Genomic DNA, 26,330 nt, shown 5'->3' on the forward strand with positions numbered 1-26,330 from the left:
CTTTAAAATAGGCAAGAGTTAATCTAATTTTAATACTTTAGCAAAAAAATAGTTAATGAATTACTTTGAGCATATTGGTAAATATTTTATCATGTTAAAACAGGTTTTTACAAAACCACAGCGAGCTAGAGTATTTAAAGAAGCTTTATTTAGAGAAATTGATGAATTAGGTTTAAAATCTTTAGGTATTGTTGCTTTTATATCTTTTTTTATTGGCGGCGTAATTTCGTTACAAACCGCCTTAAATTTAAGCAATCCGTTTATACCCAAATCATTGATTGGTTTTGCCACTAAACGTTCTATAATTTTAGAATTTGCCCCTACCTTTTGTTCAATTATTTTAGCGGGTAAAGTAGGTTCGTATATTACCTCTAGTATTGGTACTATGCGTGTTACTGAACAAATAGACGCCTTAGAAGTAATGGGTATTAACTCTTTAAATTATTTAGTTTTACCTAAAATTATAGCTACGCTTTTTTTCTATCCTTTTCTAATTGTTTTATCTATGTTTTTAGGTATTCTTGGGGGTTGGGTTGCAGGAGTTGTATCGGGCTTATTTGCTGGTGTAGATTACGTTACTGGTGTACAATTAGAATTTGATCCGTTTTTAATTACTTACGCTTTAATTAAAACTTTAGTATTTGCTTTTTTAATAGCTACTGTACCATCGTACCACGGTTATTTTGTAAAAGGTGGTTCGTTAGAAGTTGGTAAAGCCAGTACGCAATCGGTGGTTTGGACTGTTGTAGTAATAGTAATAGCAAACTATTTTTTAACTCAAATGTTATTAACTTAAATGATAGAAATAAAAAACTTACATAAAGGATTTAACGGAGTTGAAGTTTTAAAAGGAATTAGCACCACTTTTTACCCAGGTAAAACAAGTTTAATTATTGGGCAAAGTGGGTCAGGTAAAACCGTATTTTTAAAATCGTTAATCGGGTTACATATTCCTGAAAGCGGCACTATTTCGTTTGATGGAAAAATAAACACACAATTTAACGAAGAAGAAAAACGCCAGTGGCGACAAGAAATTGGTATGGTTTTTCAAGGAAGTGCTTTATTTGACTCGTTAACTGTAGAAGAAAATGTAATGTTTCCTTTAAAAATGTTTACCAAACAACCCTATTCTGAAATGATAGAACGGGTAAATTTTGTTTTAAAACGAGTAAACTTAAAAGATGCTAACAAAAAATTTCCTACAGAACTTTCTGGAGGTATGCAAAAACGAGTTGCTATTGCAAGGGCTATTGTTATGAATCCAAAATACTTATTTTGTGATGAACCTAATTCAGGATTAGACCCACAAACAGCTATTGTTATTGATAACTTAATACAAGAAATTACTAAAGAATATAAAATTACCACCGTAATTAACACGCACGACATGAATTCAGTTATGGAAATAGGCGACAAAATTGTATTCTTAAAAAACGGTAAAAAAGCATGGGAAGGCACTAATAATGAAATCTTTAAAACAGATAACGAAGCCGTTGTAAACTTTGTATACTCTTCTAACTTATTTAAAAAAGTTCGTGAAGCATATTTAAACGAAAAGTAGTTTACTTTAGTTATAAAACACCCAAAAAAATAACCTTAATTTATTTTTATAAAAATATTTGTTTTTTAAACATAACCCCATATATTTGCATCCGCTAAACAAAAGCTAAGACCGGGTAGCTCAGTTGGTAGAGCATCTCCCTTTTAAGGAGAGGGTCCTGGGTTCGAGCCCCAGCCCGGTCACAAAAAAAGCTTCTCTATAATAAGAGAAGCTTTTTTTATTGTGACTATTTTTGTACTTTTCATTTCGTTATAATTACAACCATTCGTATTCTTTAAGAACAACCAAAACAACAAAATTGTTTTATTTAAACACATTCAAATGAAAACAGCGCTATCAGTTATACTCTTTATTTTTGCACTAAGTAGTTTTTCACAAGGCACCATAAAAGGAAAAGTAATAGACAATAAAACAAGAGAAGGATTACCCTATGTAAATGTTATAATTGTAGGCACCTCTATTGGAACCATTACTAATGAAAATGGAGAATTTACCATACCTAATTCACCTCTTGGCTATGTAAAAATTGAAATTTCTTATGTTGGTTACACAACAGTTATTTCTAACGATTATTTAGTTACTCAAGAAAAAACCCCTTACGTAGTTTTAGAAATAAGCGAAAGTAACGCAACCTTAAACGAAGTAGTAATAAAAAGAAAGCTATTTAAAAAATCATTAGAAAGTCCTTTATCACTACAAAGCTTAGGTTTAGAAGAAATTGAAAAAAACCCAGGCGGTAATCGAGATGTTATAAGAGTAATACAATCGTTGCCTGGTGTAGCATCAAACCCGAGTTTTAGAAACGATATTATTATTCGTGGTGGCTCACCATCTGAAAACAAGTTTTATATAGACGGTATAGAAGTTCCTGTTATTAATCATTTTCAAACTCAAGGAGCCACTGGTGGCCCTGTGGGCATTATCAATGTAGATTTAATTAGAAAAGTAGATTTTTATGCTAGCGCCTTTCCTGCATCAAGAGGCAACACGCTAAGTTCTATAATTGAATTTACACAAAAAAACGGAAATCCAACCGCTCTTAACTACAGAGCTTCTGTAGGTTCTTCAGACGCTGGTTTTACTGTCGATGGCCCTATTACTAAAAACACCACTTTTATTGCATCGGCACGACAATCGTATTTACAATTTTTATTTAAAGCGATTAAACTTCCTTTTTTGCCTACTTACAACGATTTTCAATTTAAAACAAATACCACCTTTAAAAACAATAGCGAACTTTCTGTTATTGGTTTAGGGGCAATAGATAATTTTAAACTCAACCAAGAGGTAAACAATAAAGTAACCGACGAAGAAAAATTAAAACGAAACAACTATATACTAAGCAACATACCCATACAAAAACAATGGAATTATACTCTTGGGGTACGTTATAAAACGTTTAAAGAAAATTCGACCCAACAATATATTATCAGTAGAAATGAATGGAAAAACACTGCGGTAAAGTATTATAATAATACAAACAACCCTTCAGATTTACTGTATAATTACAACTCTAAAGAAACCGAAACAAAATTTAGATTCGAAAATCTGAGTACAACCAAAAACGAATATAAAATTAACGTAGGGTTTGGGTTAGAACAAGCGTTATACCATAATACGACTTTTCAAAAAATAGCAAACAGCACCACAAATCTTGTTAATTTCAGCTCAACACTACCCCTTTTTAAGTATAATTTATTTGGGCAGTTGACCAAAGATTATTTTAACGCCAAATTAGGAGTTTCTGTAGGTGTAAGATTTGATGCGAACACATATAATACTGAAATGAAAAATCCGATTAACCAATTTTCGCCAAGAATTTCGTTATCGTATGCATTAACCAATCAATGGCGAATTAATTCTACTGCTGGCATATACTACCAATTGCCCGCATACACAATTTTAGGTTTTAGAGATAATAACAATACCCTAGTAAACAAAAACACCACAAGTTACATACAAGCAAGCCACTTGGTTGGTGGGTTAGAATTTAAACCAAAAAACACCTTGAAATTTACCTTAGAAGGATTTTATAAAAAATACAAAAACTACCCCTTCTCTACTAGCAAACAAATTAGCTTAGCAAATCTAGGTTCTGATTTTGGCGTTATAGGTAACGAACAAGTTACATCAACTTCTATCGGCAAGTCTTATGGTATTGAATTATTAGCTCAAAAAAAATCGTATAAAGGGCTATACGGAATTTTAGCCTACACCTATGTTTTTAGCCAATTTAAAAACCAGTATAACGATTTTATTCCTTCTGCTTGGGACAATAGACATCTATTAACTTTTACTGGAGGCGCTAAACTTAAAAAAAACTGGGAAATTGGTTTGCGTTATAGATTAGTTGGTGGAAGACCTTACACCCCTTATGACATGGAGGCTTCGTCTTTAATTAAAAACTACGACATTACAAACAAAGGAATACTCGATTACAGCCAATTAAATACCCTGCGATTTAAAACATTTACCCAACTAGATGCTAGAATTGATAAAACTTGGTATTGGAAAACTTTAGCGCTTAATTTATATTTTGACATTCAAAATGCATTAAATAGTAAATCTACAGAACAACCTTTCTTAATTCCTAAAAAGGATGCGAATGGCAATAATATGGTAGACCCTAATGACAACAATAAATATATTTTAGAGCAATTAGATAACACTTCAGGAACCGTTTTGCCTAGCATTGGACTCATCGTTGATTTTTAATAAGAAAATAGTTACTAATAAACCTTAATTCTACTATTTCATTCTTTCTGTAAGAATTCTTTTTTTGTATATTTCGAAAAAATATGAAACCCTACAATGGAAGAAAATTTATCTAAAGACGAAGTAGTAGAACAATCTAAGCAAGAAATAAAAGACGAAGCTAAAGGATTGTGGATAAGTATAAAAAAATATTTAAAAGAATTACTCGATTTTCGCGAAGACACTGATTATTCTGCCACAATTGAGGCGATTACTAATGACATTCCGTTTAAAGGAGCTACTGCATGGATATTAATTTTTGCCATATTTGTTGCTTCCATTGGGTTAAATGCTAATTCAACAGCTGTTGTAATTGGCGCCATGTTAATTTCACCGCTAATGGGGCCTATTTTAGGGCTAGGTATGGCATTCGCCATAAATGATGTAGATGTATTTAAAAAATCGGCAATAAATCTTGCCACGATGATTATACTAAGTCTTTTAACATCATTTATTTTCTTCTATTTTTTCCCGCTAAACGAAGATACTTCTGAATTATTAGGAAGAACCTCACCTGACATAAGAGATGTTTTAATTGCCTTTTTTGGTGGATTAGCTCTTATGGTTGCTCGAACAAAAAAAGGCACTATAGCATCGGTAATTTTTGGTGTTGCAATTGCTACCGCTTTAATGCCGCCCCTTTGTACTGCTGGTTTTGGATTATCGAAATGGTTAATGGGTAGCTTTGATGGGTTTAAGTATTTTTTAGGTGCTATGTATTTATTTACAATTAATACCATTTTTATTGCCTTAGCCACTTTTATTGTTTTAAAACTACTTCGGTTTCCAATGCATAAATATGCTAATGCCGCTAGAAGAAAACGTTATGCAACAGTTGCGGCACTAGTAGGTATTATAGCAATGATTCCTGCATTTTACACTTTTGTAAATGCGCTAAATAAAAGTAGAGTAAACGATCAATTAAATAAGTTTATAAAAAATGAAATAAAATCTAACCCTAAATTTCAATTAATAGACAAAGATTTTAACCCTGACACTAAAGTGTTGAATTTAAGCTTTTTTAATGAGGTAAGCGATGGCGAAAAAAACATGCTAGAAAATCAACTAACAAACGACCCTCAATACGCTTATTTAAAAGATTTAAAAATTAAAATTAAAGGTAGTAACACAAAAAGTTTTGAATTGATAACTACTGCTTATCAAGAAAAAAGAGAAGAATTACAGGAAAGCAAAAACATTATTGAAGGGTTACAAAAACAAATAAAAGACCTACAAAGCACCGTTTCTAATTTAAATCAGCGCATAGAACAAGATGCGCTTAACAAACACAAAAAAATAGTGGCTTTTAGTAGCATAGCCAAAGATGCCAAAATTAGATATCAAAATATAGAAGAAATTGGATTTGCCAATTTACTCACCTCTAAAGACTTTATAAAAATAGACACCCTACCGATAGCCACAGTTAAATGGAATAAAAAATTAAGCCCCAAAGACATTGAAACTAAACAAAAAGAATTAAAATCTTGGCTACAAACCGAATTAAAACTAGATACTATATTTATTAAGCAAATGAATTAAAAAGACAAGCCTTTTATTTACACAAAACTATCACCAAAGGTATCTTTTACCTGTGCTGTTATTTGTTTAATATCTTGCTCATCTTTTTGCGGACATATTAAAATAACATCTTCTTTTTCAACCACAATAAAATTATTCAACCCTTGAATAACAACGTGTTTTCCTGATTGGGTTTTAACCATATTTCCTTGTGCATCTCTAAAAATAGTTTCAGCCGCAACAACCGCATTATTATCTTTGTCTTTTTCGAGTTTATTATACAAAGAACCCCATGTGCCTAAATCGTTCCATCCAAAATCTACGGGTAAAACATGTACATTTTTAGCAGGTTCCATAATACCAAAATCAATAGAAATATTTTCACAAGAAGCATAATTACTTTTAATAAAATCATCTTCAAAATCGGTATTATAAACAGCATTGCCATCATCTAATATAGCCACCATATCTGGCAAGTATTGTTTAAACGCAGCAATAATACTTTTAGCAGACCAAACAAAAATACCTGCATTCCATAAATAATTACCACTTGCCAAAAACTGCTTTGCCGTTTCTAAATTGGGTTTTTCAGTAAAGTTTTTTACTTTTTTTATCTGGCTTTCTTCTTTTGCAAACTCAATATACCCATAACCCGTATTAGGTGAATTGGGCTGAATACCCAAAGTCATTAAAATATCATTGCTTTGACATGCTTCATACGAAGTTTGTATATTATTTATAAATTCTTTTTCATCATCAATCCAATGATCTGACGGAGCTACAAGCATAACCGCTTCTGGGTTTTGATTGTAAATTTTTAATGCAGCATATAAAATACAAGGAGCTGTATTTCGCATAGCAGGCTCTAAAAGCAACTGTTTTTCAGTTGTTTTCGGCAATTGCTCTAGCACCAAATTTCTATACCGCTCATTAGTAGCAATAAGTATGTTTTTTGAAGAAACTAACTGATTAATTCGGTCAAAAGTTCGTTGAATTAACGATTGCCCCGTGCCTAACATATCATGAAATTGCTTTGGAAACTCTTGCGTACTCACAGGCCAAAAACGAGATCCTACGCCACCAGCCATAATTACTGCATAATAATTTGTATTCATACAAATAAATTTTAATTTTATTATTGTTTAACTACCGATATGATTTTGTTAAGTCTTCTTCTGTTTAATTAAAGGTCGCTTTTATTTAACTCGTAAAACTTCTACATTTTGATTAAAAAGATACACCCGCTTATTCGACAAATTTAAACATTCATACCGTGTTCTTCTCTTATTTCCTTTTTTGTAGTGCTTATTTTTAAAAACAAAAACACTTCCATACGACAGTTCAAAGATAAAATTCTTTCCGCTTTCGGCAACATTACTTTTTAAAGCTAATGATAACTTAACATCAGTATCTGTACTTGCTTTTGGATTTTTTATATACTTAGCCAACAATGGCAAAATTGTTTTTGGATAAATAGAAGGATGTAAAAAAGGCAACATTAAATGCTGAAAAACCGTTTTCCATTCGCTACCATGTGGTTTTACTGCCCCAAATTTTTTATACGTAACATGATGAGCAATTTCATGAATTAAGGTTAATAAAAACTGGTATGGATTAAGATTATTATTAACCGTTATCTGAGTTCTACCATTAGCAAATGTTCTAAAGTCGCCATGCTTGGTTTGTCGTTGATTTACTATTTTTAAATTAATTTTATGTTCGGCAATTAAATACTCAACTAACGGAACAGCTTTTTCGGGAATATATTTTACTAAACTAACAGTCAATTTACGTGTCTATTTTTTTAAGGTGTAGAACTCGATACTTGTAATAGCTTTCCGTTATAAAATTTATTTCCTTTTAACGCAAAATCAAAAATATAATTAGCCATTTCTTGTGCTGAAACAGGTGCTTTATAATCTGGAAAAGCTTTTGCTAACATTTCAGTTTGCACCGCTCCTAAAGCCAATACATTAAATGCTATTTGTTGTTCTTTATATTCTTCTGCAAGTAACTCTGACAAGGTTATCACAGCTCCTTTTGCCGAACTGTAAGCTGCTAATCCTGGAAATTTCATACTGCCTTGCACCCCTCCCATACTGCTAATTGTAACCACATGACTTCCTTTTTTTAAAAACGGAATTAATTTTTTTGTAAGATTTGCAACGGCAAAAACATTAACAGCATACACCTCTAAAAAGTCTTTTGATGTTAAATCTGTAAATGGTTTATGTATTAGCTTACCTGCATTATGAATTAACACATCTACTTGTATCCAGTTATTTTTTATAAATTCAACAGCCTTGCTAACTTGATTTTCGTTTGACAAATCAGTAGAAATTACCGTGCAATTGGCAAGATTTAAGGCTTCTAAAGGTTTCGTGTTTCTAGATAAAGCCAAAACAGTATGTCCGTTTTGAGCAAATAATTTTACCAACTCAAAACCTATACCGCTACTGGTACCCGTAATTACTACATTTTTACTCATTTTTTTAGTGATTGATTTTTATTTACAGAAAAAGAAGTTGCAATATTTTGCCACTTTTGTTTTAAAATATTGTTTTGTTGAACCTGCTTTTGTGCTTCAGCTATTTTTTTAGTGTACGCTATACGATCTGCTAACATTGGATGGTCATTAAAAAGAGAAGGAACATCAATTGAGGGTTGATCTTTCAATGCCTCAAATAAGGTTGGCATACCTTTTAAATCAAGATGGTTTTTTTCTAGTATTTCTAACCCATCTATATCTGCCTGCTTCTCTAAACGTCTAGAATACGAAAGTTGCGAAAACAAATGCGCATTTTCACCAATAGTCTTCATTACTCCATTTATATTGCCTAAAAATATTGATGCAAAAATAGTTCCTGAAAAACGACGAGCAATATTTTTTAACATATGCCTGTTTTTTATATGTGAAACTTCATGCCCAATTAAAGCGGCTAATTGATTTTCATTTTCAATTTTTTCTAAAAGTGAGGTATACACAACTATTTTTCCGCCCGACAATGCAAAAGCATTTAACTCGTTACTTTTAACCGCATAAATTTGTATGGGAAACTCACAATCTATTTGCATTGCATCTACAAAATGCTGCAAATCATAGGTTTGCGAATCTACAAAAACCATATTAGAAGCCATTTTTTCAAAAACATAATTGCCGAAATTTTCAACTTTTTCTTTATCTAGGTTTTTAACAAAAATTACAGCTACTGTAGGTAGTATATAAAAATACATTGCTACTACAACAGCAACAATAGAAGTTAACAATAATAGTGTAGATTTTAACCTTGATTTGTGTAACCAATTATCTAATTTGTTGGTAATATTTTTATGTTTACTCTGGCTAAGGTAATTAATAAACTCTTGGTCGTTACTTTCTATTTTTTGAAACGGAAAAGTCTTGCCGTAGGTAAAAGACACAAACCCTTCTGTGTAGACTTCCGATTTTTGAACCGTTTCTACTTTCCAAACAACTTCTTTTGCCCCCTCTAAACCATCTACAAAAGAAATTTTCCAATTTTCTAAATACGGTACAAGAGTAGCTTTATGTGTTTTAGATGATTTACCATCAAAATAATCAACATCGAAATTCATTTATATAAAATCAAAATCTAAGAAGTCTAAAAAATCATCGCCTGAAGCGTCATCATAATCATCATACGAAACTTGCTGAATACTTTCGGTGTCAAGCCCCTCTTCAATATATAAAAAACGAAATATAAATTTAAAAGTACGCATAATAACCCATGGGGTGGCAATACCTAGAGTAAAAACAATTAATAAAAAATTTACCGCATAAAGTTCAAAAACATCACCCGCTTTCATGGTAAAATTAAAGTCTATTTTTCTACCATTTTGAGTAATTTCAGTGTTTTTGGCGTAAAAATTCCAAAGATTTTTTTGATACCAAAGCGTATAAATTCCTAAAGTAGGATATAGCAATAAAATAAACTTTAAATTAATCCAAAATAAGGTTTCTCCTTTTCCTTTAAAATCAAACGATAAATTTCCAAATCGCAAATGGCTTATAATGTATTTGCGTATATCAACAGTAAACCATGAAGTATAAATTCCTAGAGTAAATATTGTTAGTAAAAAACCACCTAAACATTTCCAAAACAACTCCATTCGGTTACCTAAATATTTGAAATGAATTCCTTTCCAAGCACTTCTTGAAGCTCTATACCGAGCAGCCCCATGTATAGCGAACGGAATAACGAGCAAAACAAACAAATAAAACAAGCTAAAACCAACAACAACTAAGGTTTGGCTTTTCGATTGAATGGTATATGTTAAAAAAATAAATAAAAATATAAGTATGGCGTATACCTTTACAAACCCTTTAAAAACTTCTTTTCCTGTACCTGTAAAAGAAAATCTAGAATTGTCTAGTTCTGTCGATTGATAATAATATTTTAATATTTCTACTTTCGCCCAAGGATAATATATCCCCAATGTAAAAATGGTTAATAAAATATTTTTAAAATATATAATTGCAAATTCACTTCCTTTCCCAAAATAATTAAATTGTTTTTTTTCAGGATTTAAATTAGGTATAACTTCCATAGTTTTTTATGTAGAACAACTTCAAATTTGCAATTTTATTTTTGGTTTTGCAAATAATGTCATGCCTTTATGTTTTAACCTAAAAAAGGTAGTGTATATTTTGTTCTATACACTACCTTTTTCTAAAAAAACAAACTTAAAACTACAAAAAACTTACACTTCAAAAGTAGTTTTATAATGGCTTTATATCATAAATATTAGACTAATATTGCCTTTTGCGTAGATAAATAATATAAAAAGTATCGTTAAATGGTTTACACGTTTATCTGTTAAATTAAACGATATAAGCTCGTGTAACTTAAAAACCTAGCACATGCATTCGTATATAATAAATTGATTGTTTTTATTTATCACATTAATCGTTTTAAAAAGAACACTTAAATGTGTTTTGTAGTTTAAATGGCAATTAGCTACTAACAAAAATCGCCCATTGGGTTTTAAACAATTTTTTACCTGCTTAAAAAGCGACAAAGCTACTTCAATATTATTTTCGTGTTCAAAATGAAATGGCGGATTAGAAACAACCAAATCGAATGAATGAGATGGTAGCGTATTTAAATTATTATCGCATATAAAATGGGTTTGTAAGCCTTTTAAATTAATTTTAGATGAGGCTATAGCTAAATTAAAATCATCAATTAAAGTTACTGTTGCTTTTGAATTTTGCTGTGTTATTTGGTACGCAATTACTCCATTACCCGATGCTAAATCTATTATATTTTTTTCAGTAGGTTTTACTTGTAAATTTGCTAACAAAAATTGGGTGCCAACATCAATACCACTCGAAGAAAACACCCCATAGTATTGTTTAAATTGTTTTTCTTTCCAGATTATTGTATCTGTATTTTCAGCTAGTTTAGGTAAAGCTTCTTTTTTAGCCTTTTTTAAAATAATTAATCGTGCTTTTTTCCATGCTTTTGTTTGTTGCACCTCTTCAAAATAATAACTTGCTACTTTTAAAGTAGCTGCCGAAAAATATTTGGTCATAAAACAACAAACCACCTCAGTATCAGAAGTAGCTGCTTTATAAATTTGCTGTAAAAAAAGCTCAAATAACGCTACCGATTTCGGAATTTTTATTAGCGCTATGTCAATCGTATTAAGCTCATCTAACGGTGTTTTAAAAATAACATTAGCATTTAAACCATTACGCAACAAATTTTTAGAAATAGCTTTTTGTTGGCTCGCATAGGTCCAGATAGTTGTAGGGTTTTTATCATGCAATGTACAGTTCCAAACACCAAAGCGATCATTATATAAACAAACTGTGTTATATTTTTTATTCGTAATATAGGTTAAGGCCAACAGCTCTGCGCTACTCCAAGCTCGTAAAGAAGTTTGGGTAGTAATAGGATAACGTTTTAACTGATATTGTTTTGAATGGATTATTAGTTCAGATTCCAAAAAAAATCGATATAAAAATAAATTACAGCACTCTATCTCTACAAAAAAACAGCAGACATATAAGCTTTTGTTGATTAACAAAGATACTAACAAAATTAAGGTTAAGTACTCTTCGAATATTTTTTAATTCGAAGTTTTCAAAAATATTGAAGTAAAATACATTTCTATTTTCTGCAAAAGACTAAACACTATTTTTTTTTGTAGTATTTTTGAAAAGTAAAACCTTATTAGTAAAAAATTAGATTTTAGTTTTTATTGTGGTTAAAAAACGATATCTTAAAACCGTAAATGTTTAACTTAAACTTATTTGAATGAAAAAAGTACTGAGTCTTATCATTGGCGTAATAATACTTGCTGCTGCTTTATATTATGCTTTTATTTATTACGTACCATACAGTCAAGGAGTTCGTTCGGGTGAATTAATAAAAATTAGCCATAAAGGCGTTTTATTTAAAACTTGGGAAGGTGAAATTAGCCAAGGAATTTCAGGTGCTCAAATTTTTTCTTTTTCGGTACAAAAAAATAAAAAAGAAGTAATTGAAGAATTACAAAATTTACAAGGTCATTATGTTAAGGTAAATTACACCGAACGTTTTGGCACTTTTTTTTGGCTAGGTGACACCAAATATTTTATTACACAAGTAACCGAAGAAGCTTCGCCTCATTTTGGAAGACAAAAGTTAGAAGAAAAAACAGAATCTACTACAACTACGGGTAATTAAATTATTTAACACTTAAAAAGGAAAGGTTGTAATTCAATCCAAAATTTACAAACGTATTACTTAACCCATCACCTCTAGCTTTTACATAGCCTAGCGCACCTCTTAGTTTTAAATTCGGACTAATTTTATAATTAACACCTAAGCTTGGTTTTACAATTAAACCTTCGCCTGTTCGCATTCCACCACCACCTGCAGCCCCACCAAGAACTTGTGTAAAAATAGAAGTGGTTTTGTTAAAAAATGTATTAGTTTCTACCCCAATACCTACAATACCCTCAGCATAAGCTCCTGCATCACCAAAATTAGCAAACGATGTTTGCGCGGCACCATAAATATATTTATTAAAGAAAAAGTTTAATTGTAATGAAATTTGGTACATATCTTTTTTAATACCTGTAACCCGCTTAGCATTTAAATAAAAATCTTCTTTTACAATTGTTTCAAGTCCTTTAAATTTAGCTTTAGAAAATGTATTTTGTTTTGAAAAAATGCCGTCTTTATCAATGTAATATTTTAATCCACCACCATAATTTAGCGCTCTAAAATCACCACTAGGTTGTGCAATATACCCTACATTAGCAGCAATAAAGAGGTTAGTTGCTATTTTTTGTTCTAAAGAAATATCTGGATACACTAAAAACCCTCCTTTGGTATCTACACCCCCACCACCACTTGCTCCAAGAGCAAATTTTGCAAGTATGTTTGTGCGGTTTCTATTCATCCAAAATTGATATCCTCCACCAATAAAAGCATCCATATACCCTGCCTGAATTCCTTTATAAGCACCGTCTACCCTTACATAAGCAAAAACATTTTTATTTAAATACGAACCTATTTCAAAACCTGACAATCCAATTATTTTTCCATTAATTTGCTCGCCATTAGTAAATTGCGAGTTACCTTTTACATCTAAATTATTTAAATGCACTAAAAAAGATAACTGGCTGACAATTTGGTTCCATTTTGATGTTTTTAATGCAGCTATACTAAATTTACTTTCTCGTTTATTAAAAAGAGTAAAATCGAACGATAACGGAATACGAAGTGCTACATTTATTTGATGATTTTTAATGTCTCCACCGTCAAAAAAGTTTATATAACTCCACCCTGCTAATAAAGAAACGTGTTTAAAACGATATGCTAAATTAGCATGAGGTAAAATAAAAGCTCCGCCACCATCAGGTGCGCTTGCACCTCCGCCACCACCAAAATGAAATCCTACATCAGTATAAAAATTATCAGAAAAATGAAATTGATATCCTGCATTTATACCTAAAGTAAAAAAACCTCCACGCTCTCCTCTAACACTACCGTAAATACCAACCCCTGAATAAAAGTTATTAAACTGTAAATTGTAATGCATACCAGCTAGCCCCATGTTTGGTTCTAATCTATTAGAATTATTTTTCATTTTAATCGATAAATAATCTAATTGAGCAAATCCGTTTTGATGTAATTTTTCAGGAATTAATTGGGTTTGTTGCGAGTATAAAAATGAAATATTTACTATACTAAAAAAAACTAAAAAAAACTTTTTCATTTTACACTTTTTCTACAGTTATAACTACAGTTTTAGAAGCTGGTGTATTGCTAATTCTAGCTTTACTTTTTATAGGAACCAATACATTTGCTTCAGGAAAATACGTAGCCGTACATTGTTGTGGAATATCATATGGTACCACCAAAAAACCTTTAGCAACTCTTTTTTCTTTATTAAAATGACTTATTAAATTTACCTTATCTAATTTTTTAAGTTGTTGTTTTTTCATATCCTGAAGATTCATGAACAAAACTCTGCGCTCATTTAAAACACCTCGATACCGATCGTTTAAACCGTAAATGGTAGTATTATACTGGTCGTGTGTTCGAATAGTCATTAACATTAACTGATTATCTTCAAGCTCAATATCTGAAGGTTTATTATTTGTAAAATTTGCTTTTCCTGTATGGGTAGGCGTAAAATTATTAGCTCTGGCTGTATTAGGTAAATAAAAACCTCCTTTTTGGCGTATTTTTTCGTTATAATTATCAAAACCCGAAATTGTAGCTTCAATTTTATCACGAATAAAGTTGTAGTTAGATACCAATTCTAACCATTTTACTTTGGTTTGTTTTAATGTAGCAGCTGCCATTTTAGCTATAATTACAGGCTCGCTTAATAAATGAGAAGAACTAGGTGATAAATACCCTCTTGATTGCTGTACCACCCCCATTGAATTTTCTATAGATACAAATTGCTCTCCTGAAGTTTGCACATCTTTTTCAGAACGCCCTAGACAAGGTAAAATTAAAGCTTGTTTGCCATGTATTAAATGACTTCTGTTTAGTTTTGTTGAAATTTGCACGGTTAAACTACAGTTGCGTAGTGCTTGTGCTGTAAATTCAGTATCTGGAGTTGCTGAAATAAAATTACCTCCTAACGCCACAAAAACTTTACCTGCTTCTTTGTGCATTGCTTCAATAGCCGTTACTACGTCGTACCCATGTTTACGAGGTGCTTTAAATGAAAACGCCATTTCTAAAGCATCTAAAAAAGCTGCTTTAGGTCTTTCCCAAATACCCATTGTACGATCGCCTTGCACATTCGAATGCCCACGAACGGGGCAAGTACCAGCTCCTTTTTTTCCAATACTTCCCTTTAACAAAAGTAAATTAACTACTTCACGAATATTATCTACCGCATTTTTATGTTGTGTTAAGCCCATTGCCCAACAAACAATAATTTTATTATTCGCAATAATTAATTCGGTCGCTTTTTTAATTTCTTCTAAAGACAAACCTGTTTGTGGAAGTAATTCTGCTATAGTATAGGTTTCTAAATTTGCTATAAAATCATCAAACCCATGTGTTTTTTCTTTGATAAATTGATGATTGAAAACCGTATTAGGTTGCTCTTTTTCACGTTCTTTCATCAATTTTAAAATTATTTTTAGCAGAGCTACATCTCCGTTTATCTTTACTTGTAAAAACAAATCGGTTAAATCTTGACCTGCACCAAACCATTTTAACGGATTTTGAGGATCGATATAATTCATCAAACCAACTTCTGGCAAGGGATTAATAGTCATGATTTTCCCTCCATTTTTTTTGGTTTCTTTTAAAGCAGTAAGCATTCTAGGATGATTTGTGCCTGGGTTTTGCCCCATAACAATTACCAAATCGGCATGGCTAAAATCATCTAAAGTAACCGACCCTTTACCAATACCTAAAGTTTCTGAAAGAGCACTACCGCTACTTTCGTGACACATATTAGAACAGTCTGGCAAATTGTTTGTACCAAACTGACGCACAAAAAGTTGGTATAAAAAGGCTGCCTCATTACTCGTTCTTCCTGAAGTGTAAAAAATAGCATCATCAGGTGAGGGCAGCTTATTTAAGCTTGTTCCTATCAATTTAAAAGCATCTTCCCACGAAATTTCTTCATAATGCGAACTTCCTTCTCTTAAAAACATGGGGTGAGTAATTCGTCCACTTTTACCAATTTCGTAATCAGACCACTGCGATAGTTGTTCTACTGAATGAGTTGCAAAAAACAATGGAGAAACCTTGTTTTTGCTACCTTCTTCTGCAACAGCTTTAGCTCCATTTTCACAATATTCAGCTAAAAAAGCGCGTTTTTCATCTGGATCGGGCCACGCACACCCAGGACAGTCAAACCCTTTAAACTGGTTTACATTTTTAAGTAATTTAATCCCTTTTACAATACCAGCCTCAGTAAACACATGCTTTAGTGCCGATTTTATCGCTTTGGTGCCTACCGCTTTTTTAGGAACTTGAGTAAACTTAATACCTGTTAGCTTTTCAGGAGGTTGTTCGTTTGTTTTTTGATTACTCATAAATTAACATATTGAGGGTTTGAATAAATAGTCATTTTATTATTTCGGCTAAAACCGATAAGGCATAAACCAAATTCTTTTGCAAAATCTACAGCTAAACTAGAGCAAGCAGAAACCGCAATAATAATAGGTATTTTGGCTAAAAAAGCTTTTGTAACAATTTCGTACGAAACTCTACCACTTACCAACATATAATTCGCTTTTTTCAGGTTATGGGCATGTAGCAAATCACCAATACATTTATCTACAGCATTGTGCCTACCAATATCTTCTTTAAGAGTTAACAACTCTTGCTTTTCATTAAAAATAGCGCAAGCATGGCTACCTCCTGTATTTTTAAATAAAAATTGCTTCTCAGTCATTTTAATAAACATTGAAGAAATTATATTAATCGATTGAGTTTGTTTTGCTTGTAGCGGGTTTCCTTTAACCTTAACATTTGACAACTCTTTTTTACCACAAATTCCGCACGAAGAAACTGACAATAATGTGCGTTTATTAAGGTAACCGCCGCCTAACTTTTCTTTTGGAATAGTTACATTTATAATTAAAGAAAATTTATTTTCTATTTTTATAATATTCATATTTACAGGCTCTTGTTGCTTGTATATATCTTCAGCATATAATAAGCCCCTGATAAGTTTTTTATCATTACCTGGAGTACGCATTACCACAGTATAAGGCTCGTTATTAATATTAATTTGCAAAGGAGCTTCAACAACAAGTAAATCATCAATTTGTAGTGATGTTTTAGCAGTATTTTTTATGGCTTGATAAGTCGTATGCATATCTAACAAACTTACTAAAAAATATGGTAGCTAGTAAAGCAGTTAAAAAAACAAATATGTTTTATGTTTATTGTATTTACCGAAACCTGAGTTATTTTTAAAATATCAAGAATAAATTTGTTGGCAAATAATAGCAACTAACGCATCATCTATAAGGGTGGTAAAAAAAACATAAATATCGCCGCCCTCTTTTAATTTGGTTTCTTTTCTAATTTGCGCCACCGTTTTTGGAAAATTTCGTGTGGTAATATTTGCTTTTTTATTAGGTATTTCTTTTAGCAACTGCTTTTTATTGTATTTAATTACTTTATTAATTTGAAATATTCTACCCGGAAAATCTGTAATCAAATTTTCAGAAGTATATAAGTGTGAATGGATATGTAGCTTATACACATTTAGTTGTTGGCTAACCTGATTAAATCCTCCAGATTTTAAAATCGCTGCATTAGGCTCGTAAACATACGTTAACGGGGCTGAATAAGTAGCCACACCCTCACTATTTAGGTTAAAATCAAATACCTGACTCCCTTTTTTTAGAATATTGATTGTTTTTATTTCACTGTTTTTTTGATTATTTTTTTCTAATAAAAACAACAATTCTTTTACCTCATTATGTACCGCAACAATGTAGATAGTTTTTACAAATTGCAACTCATTAATAGCCGAAGTTATATCTAAAATAGGTGAGCTTTTAATTAAAATGGTATCGGTTTTTGTAAATAAAAAATCTAAATTTTTTGGAATATTTGGCTCACAATCGTTTAACAAAAACACCTTGCCTTTCGTTTGATTTCTTCTTGATGGGTCTACATAAATACAATCAAATTTTTCTAAAGTATTTTTCAAAAACAGCAACCCATTATCTGTAATTATTTTAATATTCGAAACCCTTAATTGTTGGTAATTGTAAGAAACTATTTTTGAAAGGTCTTCATTAATTTCGCAATAAACTACTTTTTTATTTTTTTTTGAAAAAGCAAAACAATCAACACCGAAACCGCCAGTAATATCAACAATTGATTCACTCTTTACAAGTGTTGCTTTATAATTAGCTGTTATTTCAGAAGAAGTTTGTTCAATACTTATTTTTGGTGGATAATAAATATTTTTAGTTGCAAACCAAGTGGGTAATTTTTTTTCTGATTTTTGTTTTGCAATAATTTGGTTTGCTAATTCCTGAATAGTTATGTTTTTAAAAGGACTTCCTTTTAGTATTAGTTTATTAACATCTGATTTTAAATTTTGATTAATAAAATCTTGTACCTCTTTATGTAAAATAGTAGAATTCAAAAATAATAGTTAGAATTGATTAACAGTTTATAGCAAGGTTTAGATAGATTACAAATAATATTGTTTAATTACATCTGTATGCCATAAATTATGCCCAAGAATAATAAACGCACAAGCTCTTGCCGAAACAGAATGTCCGCTTGCAACCCCCATATTTTTCATGTTTTCATCAGAAATACTATTAATTAAATTAATAGAATACAACCTTGTAACTGAAAATTCATGTAACAACGTTTCAATTGTTTTATCATTGGCTTCTGACGGAATTATATAACCGTTTTGCTCAAAACCTGCCAAAGGGGTAGTATCTTTTCTGGCAATACGTAACATACGATACATAAAAATACGCTCGGTATCGATTAAATGTTGTAAAATTTCTTTAACACTCCATTTTTCAGGTTGATAACGATAATTTAACTTGTTATTCGGAATAGAAGAAAAAAAAGAAATCATCATTTTTTTATCGTTCTGAAAACCTGTTGTTAAATCAGTTACCGTAGAAATTTTATCAATATACCCTGCATAACTTTTACTATATTCTTTTGAAGGCAAGCTTTGTTTAGTCATAACTATTCTTTTGTTAACTCACCAAAAATAACACTTTGTAGGTTAATTTAAATAGGTTTCTAAAAATAAAACAACCCCACTAAATATTGATTTATTTTATTTTTTTGTTTTTTACAGGCAACCTTTTTTAAGTTTTTGTAGTCTATATATTTGTAAGGTCTTAAAAAGAAAAAAATAAATTGAAAGTTATTTCACTGAATACGAATTTAACCAATCTTATAAAAAAAGCTGCGGCACAAAATAGAGAGGCTCAACAGCAATTATTTGAACAATTTTCTCCAACCATGTTAAGTGTTTGCAGACAATATGTAAAAGATTTACACCATGCTGAAGATTTAATGCTCCAAGGTTTTTTAAAGGTTTTTATCAATATAGAAAATTTTAAAAATGAAGGAAGTTTTGAAGGTTGGATTCGTAAAATTATGATAAACACCTGTATAAGTTATTTGCGAAAAAAAAGCTTGGTTAATTTATCGGATGAAGAATTTATTTTTAACGATGCCGCTACAGAAAATTTAGAAAACACATCAGTAGAAGATATTCAAAAGCTTATAGATACGCTTCCTGAAAAATATAAATTAGTGTTTAACTTATATGCGATTGAAGGATATAAACACGCCGAAATTGCTAAAAAATTAAACATTTCTGAAAACACCTCTAAATCGCAATTGTTTAAAGCCCGAAAATGGTTACAAACAAATTATCACAAAATGAATCAAATAAAAAATGCAACTAAATAATATTGATAAACAAATAGCAAAAAAGCTGCAAAACAGAAAAATACAGCCTTCATCATCAGCCTGGGATCGATTAAGTTCACAGCTAGATGCCCATCAAAACAAAAAGAAGAAAAATTGGTTTTTTTATATCGGGTATGCTGCAGGATTTGTATTGTTTTTAGGCCTTGGCATAGCTTATTTTTTTAAATCAAACCACAATAACCCTACTGTTGAAGTAGTGGTTAAAAATGAAATAGACACCTTAAAAACAAATAATACCAAAACAAAAACTTTAATTTATAATGAAAAAAAAGCCGTTGTAAAAGTTGAAAAAAGACATAAAAAAAAGACCATAAAAAAACAACCGAACAAAACAACAACCCCTATTATTAAATCGGTTGTAGAAAACCCAGAAGAAGTGGTTGTTAAAGATACAATAAGCAATCAATCTTCAACTAAAGAAAAATTAGTTGCTGACCTGCCTCCTCAAGAAAATGAAAACCACAATACAAGTATAAAAGTAAATAGTCAAGATTTATTATTTGCTGTAACTCATACCCCTAAAGAAGTAAAAGAATATTATGCACGTCACAAAATAAATCAAGAAGATGTACTAAAAACAATAAAATATGAATTAAAAAAATCAAACTTAAATATTGACCCTAATACAATTTTAGCAGAAGTTGAAAAGTCTATTGACGATGACGAATTTGGAAAAGATTTTATGCAAAAACTAAAGCTCAAAATATCAAATATTGCCGTGGCAATTGCTGAACGAAACAAATAAACCATTTATCGATAAATACTTTTAAAATTTATTAATTTAAAATTATCCTAATGAAAAAAATACTACTCATAGCCTTGTTTATATCTGCTATTGCCCAGTCTCAAGAAAAAACATTTGAAAAAGAAGTTAAAAAAATATCAGATACAATAACAAAAATTACACAACAACAAAAAGACTCGCTAAAAGAAAAAGTAAAAGAAATAAATGCTGCATTAAATAATAACAAAATTACCCTAAACCAAGCAGATGCTTTAAAAAAACAAGCCGCTACTTACCATGCTACGCAAATAGAAAAGCAAGTAACTATTCAAGAACAAAAATTACAAGAACTTGTACAACAAAAAGTAGACGGTAAAATAAAGAGTAGCGACAATTTTGAAACAAATATTTTTACCATAGGAGATAAAAAATACAAACTAGGTGTTTCAAACACCAATAAAAAAACAAAAAAGAGAAAAAAAAGTAAACGAACTACCTCACAAATAGTTTTTGCAATGGGGCTAAACAATGTGCTGAGTAATAATAAATTTGAATCATTAAACAATTCAGATTATAAGTTTTGGCAATCTCATTTTTACGAAGTTGGTTTTACCTATAAAACACGCTTACTAAAAAAACCATCTAAAACATATTTTAAATACGGAATTTCATTTTTATGGAATAATATAAGACCCGACAACAACTATTATCACACTATAAATGGTAATCAAACCAGTTTAACAAAACATGCTGAAACACTTACCGAAAGTAGATTACGTAATGTACAAATGACATTTCCTATGCATATCGAATTTGATTTTTCTAAAAACAAAAGGTATAGCGACGGTGAAATTGTAGACAGAACTAATAAATCGATACGTTTTGCTATTGGCGGATTTTTTGGATTTAAACTAGGAACTCGCCAATATTTAGAATACAAAAACTCACAAGACATAGCTATAAAAGAAGTGCAAAAAAACAGTTTTAACACCAATACAGTAAACTATGGTTTAAGTGCTCTTTTTGCTTATAAAGGCTTTGGATTTTACACAAAATACGATTTAAACCCCTTATTTAAAAATACAGATATACGAAATATTTCAATGGGTATTCGATTTGATTTAAATTAAAAAACAGCTATTGTTTCTTTATGCTATTTTTAACTAAAAACAAATAAATATTTTATATCTCATAAAAAGTATTAAATTTGCAGTCGCTTGTTCACTATAACAAAAGTGAATTTCGGGGTGTAGCGTAGCCCGGTCATCGCGCCTGCTTTGGGAGCAGGAGGTCGCAGGTTCGAATCCTGCCACCCCGACTTTAGTTTTTTTATAAACAAAAAAATAAATTAAATGGAAATCTGTAAATTAATATTTTACTTGTTTCCATTTTTTTTGTTTTGAAAATATGGTAATTCGTCTTTTTAAAAGTCGAAAGATCAACTCCTATAAAATTTGATTTACTATTATTTTATATCTACCTTTAAGTAACAATAGCAGAACACCTTACGGGAAATAATGTCGACCTATTTGATAATTTTGGTATCTTTTATGCTATATCAAACCTGAAAAAAAATTAAACCATGTAGGGTATACAAACTATATTAAAAACAGTATCATAATACTATTAACCTTACACAAAATATTTCAGCAACTTATTCTTATTAGTAGTATAGTATTTCTTATGTAATTGGCATACATAAAACTATTTAAAAATTACAACTTGTTTTTTTAACAGACCTTATCCCTCCCCAAAAAAATCTGTATAAAACAACTCTATATTTTTAAATTGAATATAAAAAAAAGCCTAATTTCTTACAAATTAGGCTTTTTTAATTGTTGTTATACAGCAGTTAAAACGTTGCTGTTTCTAATTTTCTATCTACAAGCATTCCTTTTTCGATATGTAAATTGAAAGTAAGGTCTCGTTTTGCTTTAAATTTTATTACAAATAAATCGGCATTCGATTTAAGATAAAATTGATTACCTAAATTTACAAAAGTAGGATATAAAACCTGTGAGCCATTGGTGTGTAACCTATTATTGGTTAAATTTTCCATATACTCCATTTGTAATGGTTTTATACTAACAAATTCGTAATCTTTATTATCATAAGGCAATGCAAAGCCAAGAGCATTAACATTTGTAAGATTTACCCCCTTTACGGTAATTTCAACCATTTCACCTTTAGTATATTGTTTTTTAGGTGTGCTCAAAGTAAGTTGTCCACTTACTTTTTGAGTTTCTCTACGGGTGTTAACACCTCCTTCTAATTGAGTTGCCACGACCGATACATCATAAGCATCTATATAACCATTTTTATTAACATCTCCTTTTGTAATATAACCTTCAAAATCTGAATCTCCTTTTTGTAACCCTATATAGTTGGTATATGAGGTTAAATCATTTGAATCAATATTTTTGTCATTATTAATATCACCAGGATAAAAACTTTCGGTGCCAGGAACTTTAAATACATATAATTCTTTTCCTGAACCAAAATTATTAACTGCCTTTGAAACTGCTATTTTTATATAACGTGCAACAGGATGCTTATCAAAATTAAAGGTTAAGATACTTTCTTTACGACCATTGGTATCAAAATCACCTGCTAGAGTCCAATCGGTTTTATCTGTACTATAATACACTTTACCTTTTAAAATTATACCATTTGAACTACCTCCAGATCTTTGAACATATTCAAACTTATCTAACTGATTAACGGAGTGTAAATCAACCTCTATATTAAAAGGAATCGATTTTTTACCCCAGATGGTATGCCATAAATTAGATTCATCAAAGTCAAATAACTTAGAAATTTCGTGACCAGATTGACTCTCTACATTAGCTTCTCCAGTAATTTTATGAATCGCATATTTAAACGGATTGGTACTTGTAGTTGTATTATACATTACCCAAGGCGATTTTCCTTTTTTGTTTACCGAACGAATTTTAAACGAATACGAAGTTTCTGGAGTTAAATTTTCAAAAACATACGAAGTATCTTTAATAGTACTATAACGCATATTATCAAAACTGATTTCGTAATAATCAGCATTGTTTACTTTATCCCAAGTGGGTTGTATTGAATAGGGTTTTTTATTTTCTTCTGCTATATTTACGTTTGTTGGGCTACTAGGTGCCTCTGTAGTTTGTTTAAAGTTGTATTTGTTATCAAATATAACTTTCTTTAACTGTAACTCTACTTTTTGAGTGGTTACATCTGTTTTTTCAACTTTTACTAAAAATTGTGGATTTTTTATAATCGCAACCTTTTCAAATTCGCTTCCCTTAGTTGAAAATTGATTAAAGTTTGGTTTTTTATTATAAAAATAAACGTTAATGTTTTTATTAAAATCACTTAGAGAATGTACTTCTTTTAATTTTACTTTTTTACCATTTATTTTAACGGTTAATTTTTTAGGCTTTTTTGTTACATTTATACGAAACTCAGTAGTTTTATTTTTTACAAAGCCATTATAATTACCCGTTGTTTTATGAACTGTAAGTTTTAATTTATTGCTACTACTAAGTTGAGATTCTATTAAAGTAGCTATTCCTTCTCCGTTTTTATAAGCTTCGGTTATACCATCATCATCATATTCTGTAAATGATGAATTACCATAAGGATACACATCGTAAATACGATTACTTTTATTAATCTGCGACACATTATTACTAGCATTAGCCATTGGTATAATAGCTCCCTTTTTTACAAAAACAGGTAATTTCCATATAGGGCTTGGAAAATCGTTAATAATCTGACCGCCTTCATACTCTTTCCCGGTAAAGTAATCTATCCACTGCCCTTTTGGTAAATAAATATTATTACGAATATCATTTCCTTGATCATCACTTTTTGTTGCTTGATAAATTGGAGCTACCAAAAAGTTTGGACCATACATAAATTGATATTGGGTTGCTATACCTTTGGTATAGTCGTTAGGGTCTTCTAAAAACATAGCCCGTATAATTGGCAAGCCTGTTACGGCCTGTTTTGCAATACTATATGTATAAGGTATTAACTCAGACTTTAATTTTAAATAATTTCTATTAATAGAAGTAGCAGACTCTCCTAAGGCTGTTGGGTATTTTGGATTAGCACCCCATCCATCCATATTTAACTGCATTGGTGTAAAGGTTTTCCACTGAAAATCACGTATATTAATGATTGGCTTTCTACCGCCAAAGATACCATCCATATCTGAAGTAATGTTTGGTATACCTGACAACCCTGAGCCGATATATGTTGGAATGTGAAATCGAATATACTCCCATACACCACCTGTTTGATCTCCCGACCAAATACCTGCATAACGTTGTGTACCTGCCCAACCATCTAACGAAATAATAAAAGGTCTCGCATCATTACCTTGTTTAGAAGTTATTTTTGCTACATCAGCAATACCATTTAAACCAAATGAATAGCCTCTACCTACCCATGCTACATCTGTTTTAAGCACACGCACACCTGCCACGCCTACTTCTTTTATAATATCACGTTGTAATAAGGCGCTTACGTCTTTTTTAGGGTGTAAATCTGATTGTGTCCACAACCCTATTTCTACACCATTTTTACGTGCATAGTCTCCAAACTCTTTAAGATTTTTAATATTACCATCTAATGTTTCTGTTTGTCCGTAACCTGCCCCGTAACCATCATTAGGTAAAATCCACCCCAAAGGCATATCATTATTTTTATAGCGATCTATTACAGCACGTGCAGAAAACTGATAATTATTTTTTTCACCGTTTAAAGATTCTTTAATACCTCCATTATCTTTTTGGCTCTCTCTATAACGTTTACCATCTTCAAAAAGAACTGCTTTTTCGCTGTCACTCTCTTTCCAATAATCTCGATTGTACGCATTTAAATGCCCTTCATAAAAACCAAATTTTGGCAATAATACAGGGTTACCAGTAAGTTGATAATAATCATTAAGTAAATCAACCGCTTGATTATCAATCATAAAAAACACATCTAAATAATTGGTATCATGTGTTAGTTTAACCGTTTCTTTTTCAGTCGACCCAAAACTGTATTTTCCTTTTTTAAAGGTATACCACATAAAAGCATATCCGCCTGTTGACCAGTAAAAAGGTGCAGGAGAAGCCACCCCTCCATCTGTCCAACTATTTTGATTTTCTATTGCTATAGTTTTACCTTTATGTGAAAAGCGACCGTTTTGCACGCCTCCTCCATAAAAATATTCTTCTGGGTTTTCTTTTAAATCAAGTTGAACGCTATTTTTATCAAAAACAATTGGTTCTGTTTGCGCCACAACAACCGCTTTTGTTTTTAAATTAATAATATTAAAAAGCGAGGTGTTTTTGGTAAACGAAACTTCAATAGCATTTGTGTTAATTAAAACTTGTTTTTCGTTCTCTGAAACCGTAAGTTTTGTTACTGGTTTTCTTGGATTATCTACTAATATTTGCGCTTCTGGTTTTGCTTCAGGTGCACGCATATTTCCTCCTAAATTATCTTGAAATAATCGAACAATATTATCACCATAAAAATCTAACAACATTTTTTGTTGATTCGAAAATGTAATTTGTACAGTAGTTGTATTTATTTTTTTAGCTGAAACTATTTTTGCTGTTTTTGCCATAGAAGATGGCGTATTTTCTTGAGCAATAGCGGTAAAAGCTATTAAAAAAATTAAAAAGTAGAGTGTTTGCTTCATAATTATTTTTTTAATTTGAATACTGTGGTTAGTGTTTTGAAAAATTATTTTGAAAAATTGTTGAGGAAAAAAATTTTAGCAAATTATTGAAGTAATCTAGGATAAGATATTTATAGTTAAAAAACGATAACTTGCTATTTAAAATTTTTATTA

At 30.7% G+C, this 26,330-nt stretch carries 20 protein-coding genes and 2 tRNA genes; 10 read left to right on the forward strand and 12 right to left on the reverse strand.

Annotated elements, in window-relative coordinates:
- Nucleotides 1–55 precede the first annotated feature (55 nt).
- The 5 genes from AB2B44_RS01330 to AB2B44_RS01350 all read left to right on the forward strand — a co-directional run bounded on the left by AB2B44_RS01330 (nt 56) and on the right by AB2B44_RS01350 (nt 5,854).
- Nucleotides 56–796: an MlaE family ABC transporter permease gene (locus AB2B44_RS01330; protein ID WP_369047753.1), complete on the forward strand. Its 741-nt coding sequence runs from the start codon at nt 56–58 to the stop codon at nt 794–796.
- Nucleotides 797–1,561: an ABC transporter ATP-binding protein gene (locus AB2B44_RS01335; protein ID WP_369047754.1), complete on the forward strand. Its 765-nt coding sequence runs from the start codon at nt 797–799 to the stop codon at nt 1,559–1,561.
- 109 nt (nt 1,562–1,670) lie between these two features.
- Nucleotides 1,671–1,743, forward strand: a tRNA-Lys gene (locus tag AB2B44_RS01340).
- A 139-nt stretch (nt 1,744–1,882) separates the two neighbouring features.
- Nucleotides 1,883–4,276, forward strand: a complete 2,394-nt coding sequence (locus AB2B44_RS01345; protein ID WP_369047755.1) for a TonB-dependent receptor — start codon at nt 1,883–1,885, stop codon at nt 4,274–4,276.
- A 96-nt stretch (nt 4,277–4,372) separates the two neighbouring features.
- Complete coding sequence (locus AB2B44_RS01350; RefSeq protein ID WP_369047756.1) at nt 4,373–5,854, forward strand: DUF389 domain-containing protein; 1,482 nt, start codon at nt 4,373–4,375, stop codon at nt 5,852–5,854.
- Between the two features lie 17 nt (nt 5,855–5,871).
- On the opposite strand, the gene AB2B44_RS01355 is transcribed toward AB2B44_RS01350, so the two are convergent.
- The 6 genes from AB2B44_RS01355 to AB2B44_RS01380 form a co-directional block, all read right to left on the reverse strand.
- Complete coding sequence (locus tag AB2B44_RS01355) at nt 5,872–6,948, reverse strand: mannose-1-phosphate guanylyltransferase (RefSeq protein WP_369047757.1); 1,077 nt, start codon at nt 6,946–6,948, stop codon at nt 5,872–5,874.
- Between the two features lie 81 nt (nt 6,949–7,029).
- Entirely contained in the window at nt 7,030–7,620 is a 591-nt protein-coding gene (locus tag AB2B44_RS01360; protein WP_369047758.1) for a SprT-like domain-containing protein, read from the reverse strand.
- Between the two features lie 17 nt (nt 7,621–7,637).
- Nucleotides 7,638–8,321, reverse strand: a complete 684-nt coding sequence (locus AB2B44_RS01365; protein ID WP_369047759.1) for an SDR family NAD(P)-dependent oxidoreductase — start codon at nt 8,319–8,321, stop codon at nt 7,638–7,640.
- Nucleotides 8,318–9,427, reverse strand: a complete 1,110-nt coding sequence (locus tag AB2B44_RS01370) for a M48 family metallopeptidase (protein ID WP_369047760.1) — start codon at nt 9,425–9,427, stop codon at nt 8,318–8,320. Before AB2B44_RS01370 ends, AB2B44_RS01365 begins: the two co-directional genes overlap by 4 nt.
- Nucleotides 9,428–10,399, reverse strand: coding sequence for a YjgN family protein (locus AB2B44_RS01375; RefSeq protein ID WP_369047761.1), 972 nt, complete (start codon nt 10,397–10,399; stop codon nt 9,428–9,430).
- 306 nt (nt 10,400–10,705) lie between these two features.
- Nucleotides 10,706–11,803: a methyltransferase gene (locus AB2B44_RS01380; protein ID WP_369047762.1), complete on the reverse strand. Its 1,098-nt coding sequence runs from the start codon at nt 11,801–11,803 to the stop codon at nt 10,706–10,708.
- Between the two features lie 311 nt (nt 11,804–12,114).
- On the opposite strand from AB2B44_RS01380, the gene AB2B44_RS01385 reads away from it, so the two are divergent.
- Nucleotides 12,115–12,525, forward strand: coding sequence for a 6-phosphogluconate dehydrogenase (locus AB2B44_RS01385; RefSeq protein ID WP_369047763.1), 411 nt, complete (start codon nt 12,115–12,117; stop codon nt 12,523–12,525).
- A 1-nt stretch (nt 12,526) separates the two neighbouring features.
- Here AB2B44_RS01385 and AB2B44_RS01390 read toward each other — a convergent pair whose 3' ends face one another.
- The 5 genes from AB2B44_RS01390 to AB2B44_RS01410 all read right to left on the reverse strand — a co-directional run bounded on the left by AB2B44_RS01390 (nt 12,527) and on the right by AB2B44_RS01410 (nt 19,006).
- The gene (locus AB2B44_RS01390) at nt 12,527–14,065 is read right to left on the reverse strand and encodes a hypothetical protein (RefSeq protein ID WP_369047764.1); all 1,539 of its coding nucleotides are present in this window, start codon (nt 14,063–14,065) and stop codon (nt 12,527–12,529) included.
- A gap of 1 nt (nt 14,066) precedes the next feature.
- Nucleotides 14,067–16,361: an FdhF/YdeP family oxidoreductase gene (locus AB2B44_RS01395; RefSeq protein WP_369047765.1), complete on the reverse strand. Its 2,295-nt coding sequence runs from the start codon at nt 16,359–16,361 to the stop codon at nt 14,067–14,069.
- The gene (fdhD, locus tag AB2B44_RS01400; protein WP_369047766.1) at nt 16,358–17,149 is read right to left on the reverse strand and encodes a formate dehydrogenase accessory sulfurtransferase FdhD; all 792 of its coding nucleotides are present in this window, start codon (nt 17,147–17,149) and stop codon (nt 16,358–16,360) included. The genes AB2B44_RS01395 and fdhD overlap by 4 nt, the downstream gene beginning before the upstream one ends.
- 105 nt (nt 17,150–17,254) lie before the next feature.
- Entirely contained in the window at nt 17,255–18,439 is a 1,185-nt protein-coding gene (locus AB2B44_RS01405) for a class I SAM-dependent methyltransferase (RefSeq protein WP_369047767.1), read from the reverse strand.
- A gap of 48 nt (nt 18,440–18,487) precedes the next feature.
- Nucleotides 18,488–19,006: a DinB family protein gene (locus tag AB2B44_RS01410; protein ID WP_369047768.1), complete on the reverse strand. Its 519-nt coding sequence runs from the start codon at nt 19,004–19,006 to the stop codon at nt 18,488–18,490.
- Between the two features lie 179 nt (nt 19,007–19,185).
- Here AB2B44_RS01410 and AB2B44_RS01415 point away from each other — a divergent pair, with 179 nt between their 5' ends.
- From AB2B44_RS01415 to AB2B44_RS01430, 4 genes are all read left to right on the forward strand, one after another.
- Complete coding sequence (locus AB2B44_RS01415) at nt 19,186–19,746, forward strand: RNA polymerase sigma factor (RefSeq protein ID WP_369047769.1); 561 nt, start codon at nt 19,186–19,188, stop codon at nt 19,744–19,746.
- Nucleotides 19,733–20,512: a hypothetical protein gene (locus tag AB2B44_RS01420; RefSeq protein ID WP_369047770.1), complete on the forward strand. Its 780-nt coding sequence runs from the start codon at nt 19,733–19,735 to the stop codon at nt 20,510–20,512. Before AB2B44_RS01415 ends, AB2B44_RS01420 begins: the two co-directional genes overlap by 14 nt.
- Before the next feature lie 50 nt (nt 20,513–20,562).
- Nucleotides 20,563–21,621 carry a hypothetical protein gene (locus tag AB2B44_RS01425; protein WP_369047771.1) on the forward strand — a complete coding sequence of 353 codons (1,059 nt, stop codon included), beginning with the start codon at nt 20,563–20,565 and terminating at the stop codon, nt 21,619–21,621.
- Between the two features lie 113 nt (nt 21,622–21,734).
- Nucleotides 21,735–21,809, forward strand: a tRNA-Pro gene (locus AB2B44_RS01430).
- Between the two features lie 534 nt (nt 21,810–22,343).
- On the opposite strand, the gene AB2B44_RS01435 is transcribed toward AB2B44_RS01430, so the two are convergent.
- Nucleotides 22,344–26,177 (reverse strand): TIM-barrel domain-containing protein, encoded by a 3,834-nt coding sequence (locus AB2B44_RS01435; RefSeq protein ID WP_369047772.1) that lies wholly within the window; start codon nt 26,175–26,177, stop codon nt 22,344–22,346.
- Nucleotides 26,178–26,330 lie beyond the last annotated feature (153 nt).

It is taken from the genome of Tenacibaculum sp. UWU-22, from assembly GCF_041021355.1.
Taxonomy (GTDB): Bacteria; Bacteroidota; Bacteroidia; order Flavobacteriales; family Flavobacteriaceae; genus Polaribacter.

Bases quoted from the DNA above. Each gene is read 5' to 3' on its own strand.
- AB2B44_RS01330 (WP_369047753.1), top strand. From the start codon at position 56: ATGAATTACTTTGAGCATATTGGTAAATATTTTATCATGTTAAAACAG.
- AB2B44_RS01335 (WP_369047754.1), top strand. From the start codon at position 797: ATGATAGAAATAAAAAACTTACATAAAGGATTTAACGGAGTTGAAGTT.
- AB2B44_RS01345 (WP_369047755.1), top strand. From the start codon at position 1,883: ATGAAAACAGCGCTATCAGTTATACTCTTTATTTTTGCACTAAGTAGT.
- AB2B44_RS01350 (WP_369047756.1), top strand. From the start codon at position 4,373: ATGGAAGAAAATTTATCTAAAGACGAAGTAGTAGAACAATCTAAGCAA.
- AB2B44_RS01355 (WP_369047757.1), bottom strand. From the start codon at position 6,948: ATGAATACAAATTATTATGCAGTAATTATGGCTGGTGGCGTAGGATCT.
- AB2B44_RS01365 (WP_369047759.1), bottom strand. From the start codon at position 8,321: ATGAGTAAAAATGTAGTAATTACGGGTACCAGTAGCGGTATAGGTTTT.
- AB2B44_RS01370 (WP_369047760.1), bottom strand. From the start codon at position 9,427: ATGAATTTCGATGTTGATTATTTTGATGGTAAATCATCTAAAACACAT.
- AB2B44_RS01375 (WP_369047761.1), bottom strand. From the start codon at position 10,399: ATGGAAGTTATACCTAATTTAAATCCTGAAAAAAAACAATTTAATTAT.
- AB2B44_RS01385 (WP_369047763.1), top strand. From the start codon at position 12,115: ATGAAAAAAGTACTGAGTCTTATCATTGGCGTAATAATACTTGCTGCT.
- AB2B44_RS01390 (WP_369047764.1), bottom strand. From the start codon at position 14,065: ATGAAAAAGTTTTTTTTAGTTTTTTTTAGTATAGTAAATATTTCATTT.
- AB2B44_RS01395 (WP_369047765.1), bottom strand. From the start codon at position 16,361: ATGAGTAATCAAAAAACAAACGAACAACCTCCTGAAAAGCTAACAGGT.
- fdhD (WP_369047766.1), bottom strand. From the start codon at position 17,149: ATGCATACGACTTATCAAGCCATAAAAAATACTGCTAAAACATCACTA.
- AB2B44_RS01410 (WP_369047768.1), bottom strand. From the start codon at position 19,006: ATGACTAAACAAAGCTTGCCTTCAAAAGAATATAGTAAAAGTTATGCA.
- AB2B44_RS01420 (WP_369047770.1), top strand. From the start codon at position 19,733: ATGCAACTAAATAATATTGATAAACAAATAGCAAAAAAGCTGCAAAAC.
- AB2B44_RS01425 (WP_369047771.1), top strand. From the start codon at position 20,563: ATGAAAAAAATACTACTCATAGCCTTGTTTATATCTGCTATTGCCCAG.
- AB2B44_RS01435 (WP_369047772.1), bottom strand. From the start codon at position 26,177: ATGAAGCAAACACTCTACTTTTTAATTTTTTTAATAGCTTTTACCGCT.